This is a genomic window from Xanthomarina sp. F1114, from assembly GCF_026410255.1.
In the GTDB taxonomy this organism is placed as follows: domain Bacteria; phylum Bacteroidota; class Bacteroidia; order Flavobacteriales; family Flavobacteriaceae; genus Xanthomarina.
Map to the genome: position 1 here is coordinate 1 of NZ_JAPMLL010000007.1, position 23525 is coordinate 23525.

At 32.0% G+C, this 23525-nt stretch carries 26 protein-coding genes and 1 other RNA gene; 9 read left to right on the plus strand and 18 right to left on the minus strand.

Annotated features, from left to right (window positions below):
• Positions 1-134: 134 nt before the first annotated feature.
• From OS188_RS06845 to OS188_RS06880, 8 genes are all read right to left on the minus strand, one after another.
• Positions 135-548, minus strand: a complete 414-nt coding sequence (locus OS188_RS06845) for a DUF2752 domain-containing protein (RefSeq protein WP_267148085.1) — start codon at positions 546-548, stop codon at positions 135-137.
• Complete coding sequence (locus tag OS188_RS06850; RefSeq protein WP_267148086.1) at positions 532-810, minus strand: CD225/dispanin family protein; 279 nt, start codon at positions 808-810, stop codon at positions 532-534. Before OS188_RS06850 ends, OS188_RS06845 begins: the two co-directional genes overlap by 17 nt.
• Before the next feature lie 12 nt (positions 811-822).
• Positions 823-1164 (minus strand): CCC motif membrane protein, encoded by a 342-nt coding sequence (locus OS188_RS06855; RefSeq protein ID WP_267148087.1) that lies wholly within the window; start codon positions 1162-1164, stop codon positions 823-825.
• Between the two features lie 18 nt (positions 1165-1182).
• Positions 1183-1467, minus strand: coding sequence for a DUF2752 domain-containing protein (locus OS188_RS06860; protein WP_323370451.1), 285 nt, complete (start codon positions 1465-1467; stop codon positions 1183-1185).
• A 47-nt stretch (positions 1468-1514) separates the two neighbouring features.
• On the minus strand, positions 1515-3356 hold the full coding sequence (locus tag OS188_RS06865; protein ID WP_267148088.1) for a DUF8693 domain-containing protein: 1842 nt from the start codon (positions 3354-3356) through the stop codon (positions 1515-1517).
• Between the two features lie 4 nt (positions 3357-3360).
• Positions 3361-3492, minus strand: coding sequence for a hypothetical protein (locus tag OS188_RS06870; RefSeq protein WP_267148089.1), 132 nt, complete (start codon positions 3490-3492; stop codon positions 3361-3363).
• Positions 3493-3585: 93 nt separating this feature from the next.
• Positions 3586-3987 (minus strand): hypothetical protein, encoded by a 402-nt coding sequence (locus OS188_RS06875; protein ID WP_267148090.1) that lies wholly within the window; start codon positions 3985-3987, stop codon positions 3586-3588.
• 3 nt (positions 3988-3990) lie between these two features.
• Positions 3991-4740, minus strand: a complete 750-nt coding sequence (locus OS188_RS06880) for a hypothetical protein (protein ID WP_267148091.1) — start codon at positions 4738-4740, stop codon at positions 3991-3993.
• Positions 4741-4851: 111 nt separating this feature from the next.
• Here OS188_RS06880 and OS188_RS06885 point away from each other — a divergent pair, with 111 nt between their 5' ends.
• Positions 4852-5061 carry a hypothetical protein gene (locus OS188_RS06885; RefSeq protein WP_267148092.1) on the plus strand — a complete coding sequence of 70 codons (210 nt, stop codon included), beginning with the start codon at positions 4852-4854 and terminating at the stop codon, positions 5059-5061.
• Complete coding sequence (locus OS188_RS06890) at positions 5054-5611, plus strand: DUF8465 domain-containing protein (protein WP_267148093.1); 558 nt, start codon at positions 5054-5056, stop codon at positions 5609-5611. Before OS188_RS06885 ends, OS188_RS06890 begins: the two co-directional genes overlap by 8 nt.
• Here OS188_RS06890 and OS188_RS06895 read toward each other — a convergent pair.
• Positions 5608-6546 (minus strand): hypothetical protein, encoded by a 939-nt coding sequence (locus tag OS188_RS06895; protein ID WP_267148094.1) that lies wholly within the window; start codon positions 6544-6546, stop codon positions 5608-5610. The genes OS188_RS06890 and OS188_RS06895 overlap by 4 nt on opposite strands.
• A 220-nt stretch (positions 6547-6766) precedes the next feature.
• On the opposite strand from OS188_RS06895, the gene OS188_RS06900 reads away from it, so the two are divergent.
• Positions 6767-7915, plus strand: a complete 1149-nt coding sequence (locus OS188_RS06900; protein WP_267148095.1) for a cysteine desulfurase family protein — start codon at positions 6767-6769, stop codon at positions 7913-7915.
• Between the two features lie 116 nt (positions 7916-8031).
• Here the strand turns inward: OS188_RS06900 and OS188_RS06905 are convergent, their stop codons facing one another.
• The 4 genes from OS188_RS06905 to OS188_RS06920 form a co-directional block, all read right to left on the minus strand.
• On the minus strand, positions 8032-8529 hold the full coding sequence (locus OS188_RS06905; protein ID WP_267148096.1) for a hypothetical protein: 498 nt from the start codon (positions 8527-8529) through the stop codon (positions 8032-8034).
• Positions 8530-8647: 118 nt separating this feature from the next.
• Entirely contained in the window at positions 8648-9022 is a 375-nt protein-coding gene (locus OS188_RS06910; RefSeq protein ID WP_267148097.1) for a hypothetical protein, read from the minus strand.
• Between the two features lie 410 nt (positions 9023-9432).
• Complete coding sequence (locus tag OS188_RS06915; protein WP_267148098.1) at positions 9433-11850, minus strand: TonB-dependent receptor; 2418 nt, start codon at positions 11848-11850, stop codon at positions 9433-9435.
• A gap of 54 nt (positions 11851-11904) precedes the next feature.
• Positions 11905-13593, minus strand: a complete 1689-nt coding sequence (locus tag OS188_RS06920) for a M23 family metallopeptidase (RefSeq protein WP_267148099.1) — start codon at positions 13591-13593, stop codon at positions 11905-11907.
• A gap of 175 nt (positions 13594-13768) precedes the next feature.
• Between OS188_RS06920 and OS188_RS06925 the strand changes: the two genes are divergently transcribed.
• The 4 genes from OS188_RS06925 to rny all read left to right on the plus strand — a co-directional run bounded on the left by OS188_RS06925 (position 13769) and on the right by rny (position 16175).
• Entirely contained in the window at positions 13769-14059 is a 291-nt protein-coding gene (locus OS188_RS06925) for a coiled-coil domain-containing protein (protein WP_267148100.1), read from the plus strand.
• A gap of 16 nt (positions 14060-14075) precedes the next feature.
• Positions 14076-14369: a cell division protein ZapA gene (locus tag OS188_RS06930; RefSeq protein WP_267148101.1), complete on the plus strand. Its 294-nt coding sequence runs from the start codon at positions 14076-14078 to the stop codon at positions 14367-14369.
• 54 nt (positions 14370-14423) lie between these two features.
• Positions 14424-14551, plus strand: a non-coding RNA gene (ssrS, locus tag OS188_RS06935) — 6S RNA.
• A 49-nt stretch (positions 14552-14600) separates the two neighbouring features.
• The gene (rny, locus tag OS188_RS06940; RefSeq protein ID WP_267148102.1) at positions 14601-16175 is read left to right on the plus strand and encodes a ribonuclease Y; all 1575 of its coding nucleotides are present in this window, start codon (positions 14601-14603) and stop codon (positions 16173-16175) included.
• Between the two features lie 140 nt (positions 16176-16315).
• Here the strand turns inward: rny and OS188_RS06945 are convergent, their stop codons facing one another.
• Positions 16316-17488 carry a sensor histidine kinase gene (locus OS188_RS06945; RefSeq protein ID WP_267148103.1) on the minus strand — a complete coding sequence of 391 codons (1173 nt, stop codon included), beginning with the start codon at positions 17486-17488 and terminating at the stop codon, positions 16316-16318.
• Between the two features lie 128 nt (positions 17489-17616).
• On the minus strand, positions 17617-18513 hold the full coding sequence (gene xerD / locus OS188_RS06950) for a site-specific tyrosine recombinase XerD (protein ID WP_267148104.1): 897 nt from the start codon (positions 18511-18513) through the stop codon (positions 17617-17619).
• 226 nt (positions 18514-18739) lie between these two features.
• Between xerD and OS188_RS06955 the strand changes: the two genes are divergently transcribed.
• Positions 18740-19249 (plus strand): outer membrane beta-barrel protein, encoded by a 510-nt coding sequence (locus tag OS188_RS06955; protein ID WP_267148105.1) that lies wholly within the window; start codon positions 18740-18742, stop codon positions 19247-19249.
• Positions 19250-19499: 250 nt separating this feature from the next.
• Entirely contained in the window at positions 19500-20132 is a 633-nt protein-coding gene (locus tag OS188_RS06960; RefSeq protein WP_267148106.1) for an outer membrane beta-barrel protein, read from the plus strand.
• 123 nt (positions 20133-20255) lie between these two features.
• Here OS188_RS06960 and miaA read toward each other — a convergent pair whose 3' ends face one another.
• The 3 genes from miaA to OS188_RS06975 form a co-directional block, all read right to left on the minus strand.
• Entirely contained in the window at positions 20256-21170 is a 915-nt protein-coding gene (gene miaA, locus OS188_RS06965) for a tRNA (adenosine(37)-N6)-dimethylallyltransferase MiaA (RefSeq protein ID WP_267148107.1), read from the minus strand.
• Positions 21171-21290: 120 nt separating this feature from the next.
• The gene (locus OS188_RS06970) at positions 21291-22139 is read right to left on the minus strand and encodes an ion transporter (protein WP_267148108.1); all 849 of its coding nucleotides are present in this window, start codon (positions 22137-22139) and stop codon (positions 21291-21293) included.
• Positions 22140-22164: 25 nt separating this feature from the next.
• Positions 22165-23472 carry a DUF3858 domain-containing protein gene (locus tag OS188_RS06975; RefSeq protein ID WP_267148109.1) on the minus strand — a complete coding sequence of 436 codons (1308 nt, stop codon included), beginning with the start codon at positions 23470-23472 and terminating at the stop codon, positions 22165-22167.
• Positions 23473-23525 lie beyond the last annotated feature (53 nt).

The following is a 23525-nucleotide window of genomic DNA, read 5'->3' on the forward strand; positions in this document are numbered from 1 at the left end:
ACGGACTATCTACGGACTATCTACGGACTATCTACGGACTATCTACGGACTATCTACGGACTATCTACGGACTATCTACGGACTATCTACGGACTGTCTATGGATTAACCAGGCCTCGGTAACAATACTCAGTATTAAGGCGCTAATAAACTAAAAGGGTAAAAAGGGATATTCCTTAAAATCCAGAAAAGTAGAACGACTATTAAAATGAGTTTTGTTGTAAGTGGTTTATGAAGAAGGTTTTTAACCGATTTATTAAAATATGCTTGGACTATAAACACATAGAGTTGGTAGCTCAATACCAGAGTTAAGAAACCTATTAAATAGTTAAATTTTAAGCCTGTAGTTATATGTCCGTGAAGTATTTGATGAATGGCTCTTTGCGAGCCACAGCCAGGACAATATAAATTAGTGGCACTATAAAACAAGCATTTAGGAAAAAGAACATTATTTGCCGGATTCCAAAAATAGAAGAAGGTAATAATTCCACTTCCAGCCAGTAAGGCCAGTAAAAAGAGAGGTTTTTTATATTTAATAATTGCCTTCACTAAGCAATGCTCCAAACATGGCTACTCCAAATATTAGCACATAAATTAACCAACCAAAAAATGCTACAGCAACCGAAACAATACCCCAAGTTTTGGCATTTTTAGAAGCGCTTATGGCTCGATCATAATTTCCGTCTTCGTATAAGGCATTTACTTTTGTAGCATAAACTATACTAACAATACCAAAAGGCAGGCAGCATAAAATGGTACTAATAATAGCTAAAGCTAAATAGCTATTTGGTCTTTGTGGTTTTACTTCCATAGGTTATAAGTATTATAGAGATTGCATTTGTTGAAATTCTTGTAATTTTTCTTGGAGCATTTCAGGATCTTGAAGTGCTTCCCAACCAACAATATTAAGAATCCAAATTACATAAGCTAAGAAAATAACATTCAATACAATTCCAATAATGGCAAGAATCTTACCTGTTTTGAGATTGTTATAACCCGTGTATAATTCTGGATTTTCCGTATAAATTTTAGTGGATTTATTAGCTAAAATTAAAGCTACAATTCCTATGGGCAAACCCAAAACTCCATAACAACAACAAGTAACAATCGATAATATTCCTAATACTAAAATAAGGGTTGAATTTTGTAAGGGCTGTTTTTCCATGGAAGTTGGTTTCTATTTTTAATATATAATTTTATATAAGTAACTAATAACTATAATGAGAACGTTTAAAAAAAGCAATCCCATTTTAAGCTGATAGGCATGTTTAAATTTAAAGTAAAAATTAAAGATAATAAAAATCCCGAGAAGTAAAATGGTGTAAATGGCAGGATACATTTTAAAGGCCGCTGTAAAATGTCCCTGAAACATTAAAGAGAAAGCTCTTTGAAAACCACAGCCTAAACAGTCAACTCCAAAAAGTTGTTTATTTAGGCAGGGAATCATAAAATCTTCAAAGGAAGACATAGATATATCTTTTAATATGAAGTTTTAAAGATATAAAATCTCAAGGTTTATTTATTTGAAACCACAATCTTTTTGCTAACTACTTGGTTATCGGCAAGCGTGATGCTAGCTATATAAACCCCTTGACTTAAATTTTTAGTTGAAAAACTGTAACTAACTTCTGTATTCAAATTTCTTTGGTTAAAAATTTGCTTTCCTGAAACCTCGTAAAGTCGCACTTGTTTTACATCTAAAAGTTTTGGATTTGCAATGTTTAATTGTGCTAATTGATTGTTTTGATAGATGTTTAAATCGTCTGCAGTTACAACCTGATCGATGTTTAGAGATTCTGAGGTAAATGTAATTTCAAAACGATCTGTATAGGTACCTTGTGGCAGGTTAATTTCATAATTATTTTCTCTTAGGTTCACATAAACGCCATTTTCTATATCATGGATGAAAATAGGTTGATCAGTATCGAAGTTTTGAACGTCAAGAATTCTAAACATAACTGCCTGTTGACTGCCAATTTTAACAACTAAAGGAATTCTCAATTCCATGTTATAGTTAAAAGCTTGAATAACATAAGGAACCCCTTCTAGAACCCAATTCGCATCAGAAGCAACTTGTTCTGATATTTTTGCTTCTAAACCATAATCAAAACCATCTGTAGCTGTATGATGAAAGTTCATTAGTAATTGACGTGAATAGGACTCGTTTCCGTTATTATTAAAACCAACATTAATTCTAAAACGTTTATAATCTTCAGAGACAATATTATATCCATCTTCATTATATTGTGATTCATTATATGTATTTGAAGAAGTTTCAGAAGTTCTAAAGAACTCGCTATCAGCTCCAGACTGTTTATAAAAAACTCGTTGTGAGTTAGAAAATAATACGGTCTGAGCTGGTGCTGTTGCAGTTCCTTCCATCATAAACCCTTGCCCAATAGGAATATAACGTCTTGCTGTTTTTACTCCAGTACCTATTGGGCCACCTGCCGGAGTACCATCTGGATTATACATGTTAAAAGGAGCGGAAACATAGGAGTCTGTTAGCCCGTCAGAAGAAACCGTATAGGTAGCATATCCCCCTACATAGTTAGATAACACATGAGAGGTTGCTCCTGCTCGTTGTTCCCAATATTTTAAAACCCCAGTGGTGTTCGCTTGATTATGTGCATTATGAATAAAATCACGGGCATCTATAGCAGAAGGATATGGGTTTCCTACAAGAGTTTCTCTACTACGGTTTAATATTACAGTTATGTCGCCATTATTTGGTCTCCCTCTAAAATCATATTGTTGTGCACCACTTGGACTTCCTTTCATGGTAAAACCATAACCAGGTTCTAAAGTTCCATTTTGATCTCCACTAACACCACCACCTAAACCAATCCAATCTTGATAGTCGTCAGGATAAGCTTGTACTCCCGTAAACTTATATAACCAATAATTAGCTATAAGTGTGTTTGTGCCATTATAGCCACCAATATAACCATAAGCGGTACTGCTAATTGGTGCTGTGTTTTCAAGATAAAAATTATTACTAGGCATTAAATCAGTATTTCCAGCAGCTCCACTATTTTGACCAACAGGAGAACCCCAGTAATTATACATATAAACATTAGAATTACCTGTTTGGTACACACTTAATCTTCCAGTTCCAGAATTGTTAGCTGTTGGATTGTTTTGAATTAATTGCGCTTCGTTTCTAAGATATAAGTTCCCATCTCCCACCAAATTAATGCCGTTGTTTACGTATAAAGGAGCAACAGTTGGACCACTTGTAAAGGCGGTGCCATCCACATATATATATACATTTGCATTATCACTGATATGTAAATCTGTTTGCGCGAATGAGAAACTGTAAGCTGCTAATAGGATTAATGTAATTATGTGTTTCATTATTTTAATTTTTAGAATAAATAGAAACTATTCTTGATTCTCTATTAATACATTTATTTTCTAATAAAGTCATCTTTTCTTCTAAAGCAGATATTCTATCATTTTGAGTTTCAATAATTTGTTGTTGTTCTTGCATACCTTTGATTAAAACTGGTGTAACTCTAGTTTAGTCTAGAACAACAAAAGTTTCGTTTTTATTCTCATTTTATTCGAAATAATAACATTAGTATTAATGTTTAACAATCTTTTTTTCAATTTTAGGCTGCAATAAATATTCTTCTAAAGCATAAGCTTTTTGTATCTCTAAATTAATTATTTCTCTATCAGTTTCTGTAGAATTTAAATTACCTAATTTAACAATACTCTTAGCAGATTTTGATTGCATTGCATTCTCTTTAGAGGTTAAAGCTAAACTTTCTAAAACTACTGTTTTTCTATTAGAAACTTCACGTTGAATAGTAGAGTCAACAGTATTTATTATTCTTTTTTTAGTTTTAGGCATCGTTAGATACTCTTGTTGTGTTAGTGCTTTCTTATGTTCAATAACTACCTTTCTTTCTATAATATTATCATTTTGTGCAAATGTAGGTGAACATGTAAATAAAAGTAATAAAATAATAAATCTAAACATAGCTTAATTTCTTACACTTATTATAAAATCCATTCCTATAAAATTTGTTCCTCCTCCCCATGCACCTGTGTTATTTGTAACAATAAAGCGTACTGCTCCTGATCTAGCTTCCACATGATGAATGGTGACATCATCAGCTGGACTTGTAGGCCAATCACCTGATAGATTAACACTCACACTAGAAAATCTATTACAATTAGGAATACCTGCTGTAATAGTGTATGTTGTATTTGCGTCAATATCTATTGGTGGATAGTACCAAATAGTCTCATCAGATAATTTATTTTGAACAATCCATCTATTTTGAGCATTACTATAGATAAGGGTTACTGATGAATATCTACCAGTTAAACTTAAATCTTGTTCAGAAGGAACATAAATCCTGTTATTTGCTGCTCCACTAATATCATGACTAATGATCATAGTTTGAGTAGTGGTATTTTGTAAAATTACAACTTGGCCATCTACACCTGCTACTGGAACAATGCTTCTAACTCGAAAAGTAGAAGTGGGACCAATAATTCTATAATTGGAGTATACTCTACCGGCTGTTGTTGGTAACGTAATATTATTATTGTTACCATTAGATAAGGTAAGTGTACCTCCATCACGTAATGACAGTGCACCATTAACATCTAAGGTAGTGGCAGGCGTCGTCGTCCCAATCCCAACCTGGGCCGTTGCACCTAAAGAAAACAATAAAAAGCTGACAAATAAGATTTGGAACTTAGCAATAAAATCATTTTTTTTCATATTTTTCACTTTTAATTAATCATTAGAGAGTAGTTAAATTAATTATAAAATTGGATAAAATTTATTAGTCTACTTTATTTTCGTTAAACCGTTAGAAAACACCGATGTAATATGAATTATTCGAAATATTTAAATTACCTGCTTATTGTAATTGGCTGTATTATTGCTATTTATGCCCAAGCTGGCGAAAAGCAAGATGTGGTTATTTTAATTCTAGGAATTATTATTTTAATGTTTGGTTTGTTTCGTGTTTCGAGTGGAATTCCCAGTAAAAAAGACAGAGAAAAGAACCAGGATTTAAATCAAGAAGACGATGTTTAATAAAGGAGATAAAGTATCTGTTTTAGACGAAGACTTAACCGGATTTGTAGTTAAGGTTGTTGGTGATATTATTACCATAGAAGACGCTAATGGCTTTGAAATGGACTTTAATAAAAGAGAATTGGTTCTTATTAATAATGAAGCGGATTTAAAATCTAAATCCTTTTTAAATACATCTTTTAACGAGGTTTTAAAAGAAAAGGAAGTACCAAAGAAAAAGACTTCTGTAAAAAAGAAGGCCAAAGAACGGTATCAACCTACTATGGAGGTCGATTTACATATTCATCAGTTAACAGATAAAACCCAAATGAGTAATCACGACATGCTTACCTTACAATTGGACACAGCTAGACGTCAGTTAGATTTTGCCATTAGAAAACGCATACAAAAAGTAGTTTTTATCCATGGGGTAGGACAAGGCGTTCTTAAAACCGAATTGGAATATTTATTTGGAAGATATAATAACGTGAAATACTACGATGCCAATTTTCAAAAATATGGACTAGGTGCTACAGAAGTTTATATTTTTCAAAATGTAAATCCAGATTAAAACTCTGGGGTTACACTTCTAGTTCCGGAGGTTTTTGAATTATTAAGATAACCAAAATCAAAGAAATCCTGATTTAAAGTAGGAAATGAGATATCTCTAACCGTTAAAGAAACTTCAAACGTTTGTTTTATTTTATGAACTCTATATGCGCTAATTGGTGTTTCTACGGCCACATCTGGATTTAAATAATCTGGAAGGTTTGGATTGGTGTAATCGTTGGCAGGGTTTAAATCTTGATTAACATCTTCGTTTATGGTTAGTATCCCATCGCCATCATCGTCATTGTCCAAGTAGTTAGGAATTCCATCGCCATCCGTATCTTTTGGGTCTGTTAACGGATTGTCATCATCATCTGTATCATCGTAATCAAGAAGTTCTGTTTTAGTTAAAACATTATCCCCATCGTCGTCTTCATCTAAAAAATTCGGAATGCCATCGCCGTCTGTATCGTCGTCGTATAAATTTCCATTTCCATTAATATCTTCCATCTCAGCTGGAATTCCATCATCGTCATCTTCCATTAAAGTGTTAAGAATGGTATATGTACCAGAAACACTAGACAAATCTTGCGTAATTTGTAAATCGGAAGGAGGTATATCGCTACAAAATAAATTAGAAGCACTGGAGTTATAGCTTCTGTAGTTTAGTAAATTTGTGCTACCATTTATAGTCCCCTCGAATTCAGACTCTACAAGTTCTACTAGATAAGAATTCGTTTCATTGGGCTCTACTTCAAAAATATTATCTAAAGTAATTGGCGGATTGCCTATTTTTAAGGAGATAGATTCAAAGGGGGTTTCTCTAATATTATAAAAAACCAATTCTCCACAAGCTTCAAAAGAATCGTCGAAATCCATTTCTATCAAGATTACATCGCCATCATCGCAAGAGCTTAAGACTAATAAGAAAGATAAAAGGACAAGTAAGTTTTTCATAATAAAAAATATAAGATGCAAAAATAAAAGAATTGTTAAATATACAACGTGGCTTCTTGTAAATAATTTTAATTGGCGTAATTTTGTGATTTCAAATTCTGACTATAAAATTAGGACAAAAATCTTGTATTGAGACATCTTTAATCATGCTTTAAAATACAAAAGAATATGATTATTTAGATGTTTCAACAGAGAAATTAATAATATTAAAAATCAACGAATGAAACCCGTATATTTTGATAGTGCTGCTACTACGCAAGTGAGAAAAGAAGTTATTACAGACATGCAGGATGTTTTAGAGCATCAGTATGGAAATCCATCTTCAATCCATGCTTTTGGAAGGGCATCGAAATCAATTATAGAAACTACGCGAAAGGCTATTGCTAAAGAATTAAATGCTTTGCCACAGGAAATTATTTTTACTTCTGGAGGTACAGAAGCCGATAATATGATTTTACGTTGTGCTGTAAGAGATGCTAATATTACGACTATTATTACCTCTCCAATAGAGCATCATGCCGTGATACATACGGTGGAAGAGTTGCGAAATGAATATGATGTAACTGTGCAATATGTAGAACTTCAACCTTGTGGAACTCCAGATTACGAAGATTTAGAGCGTTTATTGACAGCTAACGACGAAAGAAAGCTGGTAAGTTTAATGCATGTTAATAATGAAGTAGGGAATTTGTTAGATATAAATAAAGTGTCTTCGCTTTGTCAAGAGAATAATGCCTTGTTTCATAGTGATACTGTACAATCTATAGGTCATTATAAATGGGATGTAAAAGAAACTCCTATCGATTTTATGACGGCTGCTGCCCATAAGTTTCACGGTCCAAAAGGGATTGGTTTTGCGTATATTAGAAAAAACAACACCTTGAAATCTCTTATTTTTGGAGGTTCGCAAGAACGTGGATTTAGAGCCGGAACAGAACCTGTACACAATATTAAAGGTTTGGAAACTGCTTTTTTAATGTGTTATGAGAATTTAGAGGAAGAACGCAGTTATGTACAAGGTTTAAAAGATTATTTTAAAGCTGAAATTGAAAAAGCTATTCCAAATGTAAAGTTTAATGGAAATTGCTCCGATAATTCTAAAAGCACCTATACGCTTTTAAATGTTCGTTTGCCTATGTCTGCCGAGAAAGCCTTAACACTTCAATTTCAATTGGATTTAAAAGGCATTGCTTGTTCTAAAGGTAGCGCCTGCCAAAGTGGAAGTGGAAAAGGTTCTCATGTTTTGGCACATATTTTATGCGAAGAAGACCAACAAAAACCATCTGTTAGATTTTCGTTTTGTAAATACAATACCAAAGAAGAGATTGATTATGTGATAGAGGTTTTAAAAGAACTTGTTAATAGTTAATACTCCATTTTACTAGATCTATCTGTTTTGTGAAGAATTAGAACTTAGGAAAACACATAAAAAAACCTCCAGAAACTAAAAAATCTGGAGGTTTTTTCTTGCAATCTAATTAACACTTAAGCTGCATGTGCTTTTTTAACAATGTTACTTTTAATCTTTTCTTCCCATTTATTTAAGAGCGCTATTTCGTTGCTCATCTGAAAATTAACATCTATGTTATAAAACTCTAAAACGTCTTTGGCCTTCGTTTTATATGTAATTAGTAAATCTATTTTATCTGTTTCAGTTTTATAAGTGGTTTTATTTTTAACAGGTCTATGTGTTTTTACTATTTCGCAAGAGTCTACTTGGCTTAAATCGACAATAGTTACTTTGTGTTCTGCATCTATTATTTTAGAATAAATTAGCTTATTAGCAGCTTCGTCTATGGCAATGGTATAATACGTCCCCCAAGAGTCTATGTCACTAATGTTTAAATTGTTATTTTTTGCTTCTAAAATAAAGCCTTTTTTCGATTTCTTTTTCTGACTGTTTTGCGATTTTTGAATTAAAAAAAGAGGTATTAATATAATAAGTACTATTGCAATTCCTATAAATGTGCTATATGATTCCATGAGTTTATTTTTTATTTGTTATACAGTGATTGACTTGGTGTTTAACCAAGATTAATTAAAATAGACAGCTAATCGTCTTGTTGATAACTAGTTGTGCGAATAAATAAAAAATAAAATTTTAGGAAAAAGTATGAAACGGGTAGAGTAGGGTTTCCATATCCAATCCAGGTTGAATATTTTTACTCTTATTAAGATAATGATTATCTTTTGTTAAGGTGTAACGTTCTACATGCTTAGAAAGTGAATGGTTAAAATTAATACCAGAAACATCATCATAAGAAGCTAGACTGTTTACAACATCTCCCAGCGGTTCTAAATTTGGAAATAAATTTATTTCTGGAGTTTTAAACTCGGAAGTTTTTGTTGAAACATGATGGTTTTTCTCTGTTTTTAATACAGAATCAATTAGGTAGTTCTGTACAGAAATACTTAAGCTTAAACTATAAGCAAATAAAAGGCTCAGCGCCGTCATATTTCTAAACCATGTTTTCATGAATACAAAGGTATTACTGATTGAGATTCAAAAACTAAAAAAAATGTTAAATTAACTGTTGGAAGATAAAAAAAATAGACGTTGATATTTAACCCTATTGATGTCCTAATCTCTTGTTTTATGTAAGAATAACTCCTGTAGAACCCATTACTTTTTTAATAAACCCTTAGAATGATAAATGAGTGAGGATAAAATGTTTATAAGTTTTGCTTGGTTAAAAAGTTGGCTAGATTACCGCATGTATAATTCAAACGTTCCTCAAAATCTAAATTACTTATTAGAAAAACAGAGGATTTAACAGTTAGTACTATTGTGAAAATTCATGGTGGTAGTCTCCTTCCAAACCTATTTAGGAAGAAGTACTTCTAATTATCCATCTAATTTCAATACAATTAAAATAATCTCAATTATTAGAACTTCATAGTAGTTCTAACATTAAAAACTCTAGGCGTTAAATAATTAGGAATGGCATATTGTCTTTTACTATAAACATCTCTAACCCAAGTGTTGGTAATGGAGTTCTGTGTGTCGAAAATATTAAAGATTTCTAATCCAATTGATAAATATTTAAAAGGTTTTCTCCAGCCTTGGTTGGTTTCGTTTAAATCTACTATTACGTATTGTAATCCAATATCCGCGCGTTTGTAATCTGGCAAACGATTTTGGTACACATACGGATCTGCATAACTAGGCGAGCCACCTGGAAGACCTGTATTATATACCAAATTTAAGTACATTTTCATTTTTGGTAAACTAGGTACGTAATCTTGAAAAAGTGCAGCAAACTTTAAGCGTTGGTCTGTGGGTCTGGGAATATATCCCCTGTTATTTATGTTTTCTTCTGTTTTTAAATATCCAAAGCTAAACCAGGACTCAGTTCCTGGAACAAACTCGCCGTTTAATCTCAAATCCAAGCCATAGGCATACGCTTTTGCATTATTATTTGCAGCATAACGAATACGAACATTTTCTAAAGTGTACGGATTGACATCTGTTAAATGTTTATAATAAGCTTCGGTGGTTAGTTTAAAAGGTCTTTCCCACATTTTAAAGCTGTATTCGTTTCCTATTACAACTTGAAAAGATTTTTGTGCTTTTACATCTGGATTTACCGTTCCCGAAGAATCGCGTAATTCTCGATAAAATGGTGGTTGGTAATAAAGTCCTCCACCAATTCTGAACAACATGTCTTTATCCCAATCTGGTTTAATAGCAAATTGTGCTCTAGGACTAACAACTGTTTGTGTTGTTTTTTCAATTCCCTGACCACTTACGGTCCAATTATGCACTCTGGCTCCGGCATTAAACCAAACATCATGATCTCCAAGAGTGGTTCTTTTACTCCATTGTAAATAAGCTTGAAGTCTTTGAATGGTTGTATGGTTTTTAGCTCTTACATTTTGGAAAGCAACTAAAGGTCCTTCGTAAGGCGTGTAAGGCTGGTTATTAAAGCCGTCTATATTTGGTGGATTTATGGAAAAACCAGCAGAGTCGATAACTTCCCATTCTACTAGGCGATCTCTAATATCTTCGTTGGTATATTTTATAGACCATTCAAAGTCGTTGGCATTTACAGTGTATTTTCCACTGTGTTCAATATTTGTTATAAGCGCATCTAAATCGTTTCTTCCGTGGTTTAACTGACCTCCAATACCTTCGCTATATTCCACTTCCCCTAAATCCTCATCGCCAATATTGGTGTTTACTTCCCCTAATCTATATTGAGCTAGAATATCGAAATATTCCTCTTCGGTAGTGTGATAGGTAGAAGCAATTAAATTAAGTGTTACCTGGTCGTTAACTAAATAAGATCCTTTTAAAGCACCAAAAAGAGTTTGGTATTCGTCTTTTTCTTGTCCGTCGTAAAAAACTAATAAAGCCAAAGGATCTTCTATAGTTCCAAAATTGGTTTGTCTAGTTTTAGGTTGATAGCTGTATTTATTTAAAGATGCATTTCCTAAAAAGCTTAAAGTAAATTTATCTGAAAAGTTATAATTAATTTGAGTTTGAATATCTAAAAAAGTCGGATCGTAATTGGTTTCGGTTTCTTGAGCATCCACTAATAAACTATTATCTCTATATCGGATTCCTATAATTCCAGAAAGTTTAGAATCTTTACTTATGGCTTCTACAGCAAGGCTTCCACCAAGCAGGCTTAAATCTGCACTCACTCCAAAATTTAGTGGTTTTCTATAGGTAATATCTAAAACAGAAGCTAATTTATCGCCGTATTTGGCTTGAAAACCACCCGCTGAGAAATCTACATTTTGAACCAAATCTGAATTTACAAAGCTTAATCCTTCTTGTTGACCAGAACGGATAAGAAAAGGTCTGTAAATTTCTATGCCATTTACATATACCAGGTTTTCATCATAATTACCTCCTCTCACAGAATACTGTGTACTTAACTCGTTATTACTACTAACTCCGGGAAGCGTTTTCAATAGATTTTCTACTCCAGCATTTGCACCAGGAATTTGTCGGATAGCCTCTGGCTCTAGAGTTATAATACCTTGTACTTCTTTTCTTTGTTTACTAGAAATAACTACTGTAGAAATTTGCTCTACAGATTCTTTCATAACTGGGTGAAATTCGTATTCCTCGCCGTTTTTTAAATTAAAAGTTACAAGAATGTCTTTAAATGCAAGATGAGAAAAAGAGACAGTAACATCTTTATCTGAAGGAATCTTTAAAATAAAGAAACCATTTTCGTTGGTAGTAGTTCCTTTGCTTTCAGCTTTAATATTAACATTTGCAATTGGATTATTGGCATCGTCCAGGATAACACCTTTAAGCGTTCCATTTTGCGAAAAACCTAGGTAGGACATCGAAAAAAGGAGAAAAATCGATAGATAAAATTTAATTTTCAAAGGTTTAAATATTTATTTTCTATAAAATGTAGCTTCAAAAGTAGAATTATTTCCCACATTATCAGTAACAATTACTTTTAAATTATTTTTTGTTTCACTAACTATATTATCGTTAAAATCGTGGGTAATGGTTTTTGTTTTATAATCGTATTCCATTAAAATCCATTGGCCGTTAACTGTGGCTCGATAACTAGAAATACCAGAACCTTCGTCGTCAATTTTCAATTTTAAATAACGGTATTTACTTAACCATTGCCCGTCTTTAAAATTTATTGGTCTTATACTTGGGTTTACCGTATCTGCCACTAAGGCATAGGTTCCAAGAATTTTGGTATGCGTGTAAAGTAGGTTCCCCTCTCTTTTGGTGTTGGAATACCATGGATAGTTTTTATATCCTACTAATCGTGCAATATACAGCTTATCGGCATCTGGAGTATTAAAATTGCTAATATTATAAGAGAGTTTAAAGCTCTTTTTTAGAGGAATACTATCGTCGTGTAACTTGATAGTATCGTTTGAAATAGCAAAATCCATATAAAAGTCTTCATAAAAAGTGTCTTGATAAAACTCCACAGAAACATTTTTATGTAATAACTCGTTCGCTTTGTTGGCATATATATAGTAAGAAGAAGCAAAGGAGTCTTTTGCTTTAACCTTTGCTTCTTTTTTCCCTTCTATGTTTATAGTTAACCAGGCTGTATTATTCATAAAGTCTTTAACCGCTACTTTATAGACAGAAGACGTACTGTCTTCCACTGTTATAATTCCACGATTATCTGAGTTTTTATACAAGCTTAGAGGATTGTTAGAATCTATAAATAATTTTTGTAAGCGTTCGTTTTTTGTTTTATAATGTCCGTAATCTATAAATCTATTGAGGTGTCTAGTTTCGTCGAAAGAAAAACGTTGAAAATCGATATCTATTTTCTGATTGCCATTAAAAAAAGATTGAATATTATAAACGCCGTTATTATTATAGGCTAGATCTTGCCTGTCGTTAGACTCGATAGCAAAGCCAATTTTTCCATAGGCTTCAATATGTTCCACAGTATAATCGCCATTAGGTAGCTTGATTAATCGAAGTTTTTGTTTTTCGTTCGATTTGTTTACATAAGAATTATTGTCCATCGGGTAGGCGTAAACCTCTTTAATTACGGGTAAAGTAGTATCTTTAATATCTATTCCAAATAAAAGAGGATTGATAGGTCTTTCTGCATTATCTCTAATTTCAAAATGAAGATGCGGACCTCCGGAACCACCCGTATTACCACTATAGGCAACTATTTCTCCTTTTTCTACAATAAGATCTTCAGTGTTAGGAAACACTTCAACCTCAAAGCTTTCTTTTTCGTATTGCAATTTTTTTATGAAGGCTTCAATTTCAGGAGAAAACTTACTTAAGTGCGCATAGACAGTGGTATAACCATTTGGATGCGTAATATATAAGGCTTTTCCGTAGCCATAATGAGAAATTTTTATTCTACTAACATAACCGCTAGCTGCTGCATAAACCTTTAAACCTGTGCGTTGTTGGGTTTTTATATCCAAGCCAGAATGGAAATGGTTTGGCCGTAATTCGGCAAAAGTACCTGATAATACCAAAGTTACGTCTAAAGGATTTCCAAAGTAATCTTTAGGATAATAATCTTGTGCAAAAATGCTGGCACTTATAAAAAATAAAAAGGCAAAAGTAAATCTCATATTTTCTAAAATTCCTGCTAAATTATCAATTTGAATGTAATCTACAAAAGATATATGAAGCTCTTATTTTGCAATAATATCAAGCAATTAGAACATTTTATAAATTTTATGTAAAAACAATTGTAATTTATGTGAAGGTATCTTAACTTTGTCTGATAAGTATTGCATATTGTACATGAGTAAAATTGAAGAAATTGTTGATACTCTTGAAGTTAAGGTAGGTAAAGTTTTACAACAGTTAGAAACTGTAAAGCAAACGAACTTAAAATTAGAGAAAGAGTTGGAGCTTACTAAACAAAGTCTTCGAAGCCAACAAGAAGTTATAATTTCTTGGGAAGAAAAGTACGAGGCGCTAAAATTTGCAAATGCGATGCTTGGTAGTGACGAAAATAAAAGAGAAACAAAGCTTAAAATAAATACATTAATTAGAGAAATTGACCATTGTATTTCGCAATTATCCGATTAGTGTTTAATTAATTTCAATGTCAGATCAACTTAAAATAAAGTTATCTATAGCAAACAGGGTATATCCGTTAACTATCTTGCCCAATCAAGAAGAAGGATTGCGCAAGGCTGCTAAAAACATTGAAACTATGATAAATCAGTTTGAGCAAAGTTATTCTGTGAGAGATAAACAAGATGTTTTAGCTATGTGTGCTTTACAATTTGCGTCTCAAGTAGAACAAAAATCAATAGATAAAGAAAATGTCAGTGAACATGTTGAAGAAAAGCTTGAAGCTTTAAACAATTTGTTAGAAGTACATTTGAACTCTTAAAACGTTCTTTAAAATAAATAAGGTTACTGCCTACATTAGTTCTTTTTTTGGAAAACTCAACATTAATTCTTTAAAAAGGGTGAGTTTAAACTGTAAAAGCGGGCTGCTAGTGCTGATTTATTTCAGTATCTCGAGCAGATTCTTGATCAGTTTGTTAGCCCTAAACTTGTTATAAGGAGTTTATTACAAAACAAACTAGTGTAGGCTTTTTTTTTATATAAATAAACTAACATGGAAATTTCAATTATATCAATAATAGGAGGCATATTACTCGGAATTATTATCGGCTTTATAGTAGCCAAACTACTAGAGAAGAACAACGCTTCAAAACTTATAAAAAATGCTAAAAAATCTGCAGCTTCTATTTTAAAAGAAGCTAAGAGTGAAGGAGAAAGCATTAAAAAAGACAAAATTCTTCAAGCCAAAGAAAAATTTATTGAATTAAAATCCGAGCACGAAAAAGTTATTACGTCTCGAGATAAAAAAATGGCAGATGCCGAAAAACGTACCAGAGATAAAGAATCTCAGGTGTCTAGTGAGTTATCTAAAAATGCCAAACTCAATCAAAGATTAGAAGAAAAGGTTAAAGATTACACTCATAGATTGGATGTTCTCGATAAAAAGCAAGAGGAAATAGAAAGGCTTCATAGAAGCCAAGTAGAACAACTTGAGGTAATCTCTAGCTTATCTGCTGAAGAGGCTAAAGCGCAATTAGTAGAATCTTTAAAAGGAGAAGCTAAAAGTGACGCTATGTCTTTTATTCAAAACACCCTTGAAGAAGCAAAGCTTACAGCCCAACAGGAAGCTAAAAAAGTTATTATAAATACCATTCAACGTATAGGAACGGAAGAAGCAGTAGATAACTGTGTCTCTGTTTTTAATATTGAATCGGATGATGTTAAAGGACGTATTATTGGACGTGAAGGTAGAAATATTCGTGCCATAGAATCTGCTACCGGAGTGGAGATTATTGTTGATGATACCCCGGAAGCTATTATTTTATCTTGTTTTGACTCCGTAAGGCGAGAAATTGCAAGATTGTCTTTACATAAACTAGTTACCGATGGAAGAATTCATCCTGCTAGAATTGAAGAGGTTGTTAAAAAAACCACCAAACAGATAGAACAAGAAATTATAGAAGTTGGTAAAAGAACAGTTATCGACTTAGGGATTCATAACCTACATCCCGAACTGGTAAAAGTAGTAGGAAGAATGAAATATCGTTCGTCTTACGGACAAAACTTATTACAGCACTCTCGAGAGGTAGCAAAACTTTGTGGGGTTATGGCAGCCGAATTAGGTTTAAATCCTAAATTAGCTAAGCGCGCTGGACTATTGCATGATATTGGAAAAGTACCAGATGCTGAAGCAGATATGGAAACACCACACGCAATTCTTGGAATGCAATGGGCAGAAAAGTTTGGTGAAAAAGAAGACGTTTGTAACGCCATTGGAGCGCATCACGACGAAATAGAGATGACCTCACTTTTAGCACCTATTGTACAGGTTTGTGATGCTATTTCAGGAGCTAGACCTGGAGCTAGACGTCAGGTATTAGATAGTTATATTCAACGTTTAAAGGATCTAGAGGATATTGCCTTTGGTTTTGGAGGTGTTAAAAAAGCTTATGCTATTCAAGCTGGTAGAGAATTACGAGTTATAGTTGAAAGCGAAAAGGTGGACGACCAAAAAGCGGTTGATTTATCTTTTAATATTTCTCAGAAAATACAAACAGATATGACTTACCCAGGGCAAGTTAAGGTAACTGTTATTAGAGAAACAAGAGCTGTAAATATAGCTAAGTAAGAAAAAGTATTTGCCTTTGGCAGTTTATTCTATAAATAAAAAAACGTCAGGAATGACGTTTTTTTTTGTGCAACTATTTGAGTTATTTCAAAAATAAATAAGAAGCTCCAGACACTTTAATTCTGATGTTTAAATTAGCATTAACTATAAAGAACTTCGTTAGGTACTAATTTTTTTTCATTTGGAATGGTAATAATAAAGCTGGTTCCTATATTAACTTTACTATGTACTTCAATTTTTCCGCCATAAGTTTCTATTTGATTTTTTATTAAATAGAGCCCAACGCCTTCGGCATCATCATTTTTATGAAAAGTTTTATAAAGTCCAAAAATGGAATCTCCAAATTTCTCTAAATCAATTCCTATACCATTATCTGTTATTTTAATTTGTATGGTTTTTCCATTAATATAACTTTCAACAATAATTTCTGGATCTCTATCTGGATGCTTATATTTTATGGCATTTGTTAATAGATTTTGAATAATACTTTCAATATAAGATGGGTTATAATAGATATACAAATTAGAATGAATTCTATTTTTAACTTTTGCCTTATTTTCTGTAATAACAAGATTTAAAACATTTAAGATATGATCTACTTCTTTTGCCAGATATAGCTTTTCTAATTTAGCTGTTCTGTTGTTTTGAACAGATACAATTTCGGTTAAATTCCCAATTGTTTTTGTTAAAGAAGTGGATAAGGTTTTTAGATAATCTACTATCTCTTCCTTTTCGTGATTGGTTGTAGCTTCTGCATGAAAAATTAATAAGCTTTCATAATTGGCAGCATGTTGCTTTAAATTATGAGTTACAATATGTGCAAAGTTTTTAAGTTGATTGTTTTGTTTTGTTATAATATTTAAGGTGTCCGTTAGCTTTATCTGATTTTCAACATGCTTACTTATATCTACATGTGTTCCAATAAACCGAATGGGATTTCCATTTTTATCTTCTTCAACTATTTTTCCTTTATCTAAAATCCATTTATAGCTCCCATCTTTACATTTTATGCGATGTTCGTTAACATACATGGGAGTTAAACCATTAATATGATCTTGATAATCTTGAAAATACTTTGCCTTATCTTCTGGGTGTACACGATTGTTCCAGTCATTTATTTCATCTCCAAAAGTAGGGTCGTCTTCAAAACCAATAATGCGCTTGGAAGCTTCAGAAAAATACACCTTATTACTTAAGGCATTAAATTCCCAGACTCCAACATTGGTTATCTCGACCGCCAGTTGCCACATCCGTTTTTCACTATAAGCTTTAGGACTTGAGTTATTTGTGATATCAGAGTTTTTAAAATCCATATTTCTACATCAATTTGTTATTAAATTGTTGCTATTAAAATGAGAGAATTGGGAAATTGCTAAGCTCTTTCCTACTAAAATAATTAATAATCAGCTATTTGAATAGGAATTTGTCAAAAATTTATAATTTATTTTCGTGGGTGGAAACTGTGGAGCACATTTTTTAAATGACTTTTATCTACATGCATGTAGATTTCGGTAGTGGTAATACTTTCATGACCTAGCATGAGCTGAATGGTTCTTAAGTCGGCTCCATTTTCTAATAAATGAGTAGCAAATGAATGCCTGAACGTATGTGGAGAGATATTTTTGTTTAATTCTATCTTTACTGCAAGTTGTTTTATAATGGTAAAAATCATGGCTCTGGTAAGTTGTTTTCCTCTTCGGTTTAAAAACAACGTATCTTCATGTCCTTTTTGAATATTTAGGTGAATGCGGACATCCTTTTTATATATATTAATAAATTTCTGCGCAGATGTTACTATAGGTACAAAACGTTGTTTATCTCCTTTTCCAGTTACTTTTATAAAACCTTCTTCAAAGAATAAATCTGAAATTTTTAAGTTTGTCAATTCACTTACACGTAAGCCACAGCTATATAAGGTTTCCAGCATGGCCCGATTGCGTTCGCCTTCAGGCTTGCTTAAATCTATAGCATTTATTAAGTGGTTAATATCTTCTACAGAAAGTGTGTCCGGAAGTTTTCTGCCAATTTTTGGCGACTCTATTAAATCTAAAGGGTTATCTGTTCTATAGTCCTCGAAAATAAGATAATTAAAAAAATTACGCAGCCCAGAAATAATCCGGGATTGACTTCTAGCATTTACTTGTTTTGCTATGTCGTAAATAAATAGTTGAATATCTTCCTTACTAATAGATAGAGGAGAAGCTGACATATTATTGCGTTCTAAAAACTTTATTAATTTCTCTACATCCAAGCTATAGCTAGTAATGGAGTTCGCAGAGAGGCCTCTTTCTATCTTTAGATACAGTTTATAATCTTTTAAAGCGTATTCCCATTTCATGAAAACAAAAATAGACTAAAAAGACTATCTAAATAGGATAATTAAGGGCTTTTAAGTCTATAATCAGTTTAAATTGTTAACAACTTTAAGTGTAACTACTTGGTAATGTAGCTTTTGTGTAAAATAGATTTTCTAAATGTTAATAATTATACTAAGTACTTTTTTAATTCGCAAAAAAACACTTAGTTTGTCTTATAAATTAATCAATTTAAATATATAATAAATTATGAAAAAATTATTTTTAACTGCAGCTATTGCAGTTTTCGGATTTTCAATAATGAGTGCTCAAGGAGGATTCAAATTAGGTGCTAACTTTGCTCTTCCAGTTGGTGATGCTGGAGATTTTTCTTCTTTTAGTATTGGTTTAGATGCCGCTTATTTAGTAGAGGTATCAGAAAAGTTTGAGGTTGGTGCTGCTACTGGATTTTCTAATGCATTTGGAAAAACAGAAACTGTAACTATATTAGGTTATACAGTAGAAGCTGATTACGATGACGTTCAATTTATTCCTGTTGCAGCTGCAGCACGTTTTAAAGCTACAGAAGCTCTTTATATTGGAGTGGATTTAGGTTATGCTATTGGAATTAATGATGGTAATGATGGTGGATTTTATTACCGTCCAAGAGTTGGATATAGCTTTACAGATATGATTGGAGCAAATATTTCTTATTCTGGCGTTAGCGTAGATGGAGGAAATTGGTCAACTATTGGATTAGGAATAGAGTTTACTTTATAATTTCAACAATTTTTATAAAAGTTAAAGGACTGTCTGAAAAGACGGTCCTTTTTTTGTTGATAATGATATGGATTAAAACTTAAAAATTTCCATAAAATTAGTCGCAAAAAACTTGTTTATTAACTAATATTTTAGGGGCCCATTTTTTTTAGATGTTTTTAAGAATAACTTAGCATTTGTTAGTCGTCCACATTGACTTAAACCACTAAATTTGCCAATTAATTAAAAACAATTTAATCTCAAATTTATTATGAAAAAAATAGCAATTATGGCTGCAGTAGCAGTTTTTGGATTTGCAAATGTTAACGCACAAGAAGACGTTAGTGTTTATGGTTTTGGTGAAGGCGATATCTTTATAGAAGGTAACGTTGGATTCAATAGTTCTAATGATAAAAATACAGAAGAAAAAGCTAGTGGCTTTAACATTAGCCCTAAAGCTGGTTATTTTTTAACTGACGATTTAGCGCTTGGTCTTGATTTGTCTTACGCATCGTCTAAAACTAAAGTTGCCGGAACTACTACAGCTGATGTTGATGGTTTTGGTGCTGGAGTATTTGCACGTTACTACTTCTTAGATTTAGGTAAACGTTTTAAAACGTATACTGAATTAGGTGCTGGTTATGCATCTGCTAAAGATAAAGGTGGTGTTTTTGACGAAAAGTTTGATGCTTTTGGTGCAGGTCTTGATTTAGGAATCAATTATTTTGTGACTGAAAAGATTGCTTTAACATTTGGTTTAAAAGATATCTTGTCTTTCTCTAGCGGTAAAACAAAAGTTGGTGATGTGAAAGGAGAAGCTGTTACAAACTTTAACTTTGGTTTTGGAGATGTTGCTAACCCATTTGGAGGAAATGCTGCATTTGGTATCTTATTCAAGATATAGTAGCTTAAAAGCTTATTATATTAAAAAACCGAGGCTTAATAGCTTCGGTTTTTTTATGCCTTTTTTTAAAAAAATGGTCTAAGAAACCATAGGTTACTTTAGATTATATTTTGGCTTAATATATTATGAATTTTCTGATGTCTTTGTATTAATGACTTCCAAAATATCATCTAAAGATGTTTTATAATCAAACCAGATATAGTCTTCTTTTTTTCGAAACCAAGTAAGTTGTCTTTTAGCAAATCTTCGGGAGTTTTTCTTAATTTCAGATACAGCAAAATCTAAAGTCAATTCTCCTTTAAAATATTTAAACAATTCTTTATAACCTACAGTATTTAATGCATTAAGATCTTGTTTGCCTTCTAGTTTCTTAACCTCTTCTAATAGTCCTTCCTGAACCATCAAATCTACACGTTTGTTAATTCTGTTATAGATAATTTCTCTATCTGCAGTTAAACCAATATGAATGGTTTTAAAAGGTCTCTTATTTTTGTCTTTGTTTAAAAATGAAGAATAGGGTTTTCCAGAACCTATGCAAATTTCTAAGGCACGAATAACACGTTGCGGATTATCTATAGCTATACTTTTGAAGGCTTTAGGATCTAATTTTTTTAATTTTTGTTGAAGTATTTCTAATCCTTCAGTTTCTAAGGTCTTATTTAATTCTTTTCTAATATCAGAATCCACTTCAGGAAAATAGTCTAATCCGTTAACCACAGCATCTACATACAGTCCAGAACCACCTACCATAATAACGTAGTCGTGGGTTTTAAAAAGCTGATCTAAACACTTTATGGCATCTTTTTCAAAGGCTCCAACATTATAACTATCATTAATTGATTTATGATGTATAAAATGATGTTTAGCCGAAGCCAATTCAGTTAAAGTAGGAGCAGCCGTACCTATAGACATTTCTTTATAAAACTGTCTGGAATCTGCTGAAATAATTTCAGTTTTAAAATAATTGGCCAACTTAATGCTTAGAGTAGTTTTTCCTATAGCGGTAGGACCTACAACGGAAATAAGAGTTTTTGCCATCTTATAAAAAGGTTTGTCCGGTTAAAATATATTGCAGCAATCTGAAGCTAAAAAGGTTTTTATTGAGTTTTATTCTGTTCATTTTTAATGATCAGCTAGTAGTTTTAATTAATGGTTTTTTTACAATTTATAGCCACATTTGTCGCAATACTCAGCATTGTCTTGATGATTGCTAGACAGACAGTTTTCGCAACATTTTGTATTTAACTGAATGGGTTTGTCTTTTTTCTTAGGAAGTGATTCTTTGGATTGCGAGGTAAACTCTGCAGTAACAATTCCCGTAGGAACGGCTATAATACCATACCCTAAAATCATAATTAAACTCGCTATAAATTGACCGACAGGAGTTTGTGGTGTAATATCTCCAAACCCTACAGTAGTAAGTGTTACAATACACCAATAAACACTTTTTGGAATGTTAGTAAACCCGTTTTCTTCGCCTTCTACCAAATACATAATTGTACCTAGAATAATGGAAATAATAATAATGGCATATAAAAACACAGATATTTTTACTCTACTCGCTTTTAAAGCACTTAATAAAGTGTTAGAAGCTCCTAAGAATCTAGCTAATTTTAAAATTCTAAAAATTCTTAATAAGCGTAAAGCTCTTAATGCTACTAAAGCGTGAGTTCCTGCAAAAATTAAAGATACATATTTAGGAATGGTAGAAAGCAAATCGATAACACCATAAAAACTGGTAATGTATTTTAACGGTCGTTTAACGGTAATTATTCTGGCAATATATTCTATAGTAAAAAGGATGGTTATAATCCATTCAGAAATGTCTAAAAACGTATGAAACCTAGTATCAATGCTTTTAACACTTTCTAACATAACAAGAATAATACTAGCTAGAATAGTAACTAATAATATGAGATCAAATAATTTCCCTGCTGGAGTATCTGCTTCATATATTATTATATAAAGTTTTTCTTTCCAACTTACATCGGGTTTACGTTCGGCCATAGGGTCAAAAGTACTAAAAGAATTGCTATTTACGTTTTAATACTAATAAGGAGTTTTTTTGAATGTCTACAATCGTGCCCATAAACTGTTTTAAACTTTTGTAATACTCTGGATTATAGATGGTTTCGGTGAAGTTAAATTTAAAGTACAATAGTATGGAACCTTCTGTTACTTTGGTGCTAAAAATTAAAAGCCCTTTGTTGTTAGGTAATCCAAGCTTTAAGTCTTTAGGGATTTCAAGAATGTCGTAATTTTCATCTATATCTAATTTTAGAGTATAAAGATAGGTGTCTTTATATCCAAAGTCTATTGGATAAGTTCTTTCTTTAAGTTTTAATGGGTTTTCTTTCAATAATTTAAAAAGAAACGGATTGATGTATAGTTTTCCGCCAATGTCTTCTATAGTATATGCTATATTAAATTCTTCTAAATACGTATCACTTGATTTTCCATTACTAGTTACTTTATGGTCTGTAAAATCAATTGAAGGATACTTTTCTTTATAGTTATTTAAATAAGTGGTTTGGTTTGCATAGTAACTCTTTTTTAAAGGTAGAGCCTGGTAACCTGTTGCAGTTGTGTTTAATTTTCCAACCAAAACATCTTCTTCTAATTTTAAATTTACTTTGTATTGAATGATTGAAGTTTCACTAGGTGTTAAATCTACCCATGAACTACCTTTTTTAAAATCTAATAGCCTACCATCCCTGTTTAAACACCTAAAAGGTAATTCTCCAAATGGTAAATAACTATCTGTAGCATCTAGAAAGTAGGTCTTATTATTAATAGTTGCTTGAACAATTAGATAGTTAAACTCTGAAATTACAGGAAATATCTTAGTAACAAAACCATTTGCTCTAGTTGATAATAGAACAGGCTTCACAGCTATGTTATTTTCTTCAAGAAGATTATGCAAAAGAATATTTATTTCACTTGCACTTCCAGATTTATTTTTCATTAAGTCTTTTACAGAAGTATCGCCAAAAATATTATAGGTTTCATTCCATGTGTATTCGTTTTGTACGAAAGAGTAAATGTTTTCGGCTCTTTTTAATTCATCTGTTTCAGAAGTAAACGAATCATTTGAGATTTTTATATTTAATTGTCTACCAAATCTGCTATCCGCTCTTAATTCTTTATCTACATCTTTCCATGTTTTACTTATTTTATCGACTCTTCCATCAAACAACTTTACAGTATTAAGCTCATATCCTAATTTTGCTAAATAATTGTCCTTAGTAGTTGAATAGTCCTCTTCTTTGTAAGCAGGAACATCTTCCATAACATATTTAGAAACTGTACAATCCGAATGGCCTCCTCCATGAACTGTCAAACAATATTTTTCTATTTTGCTTTCTTTTAGGTCTAATTTTAAGAAACCTACCA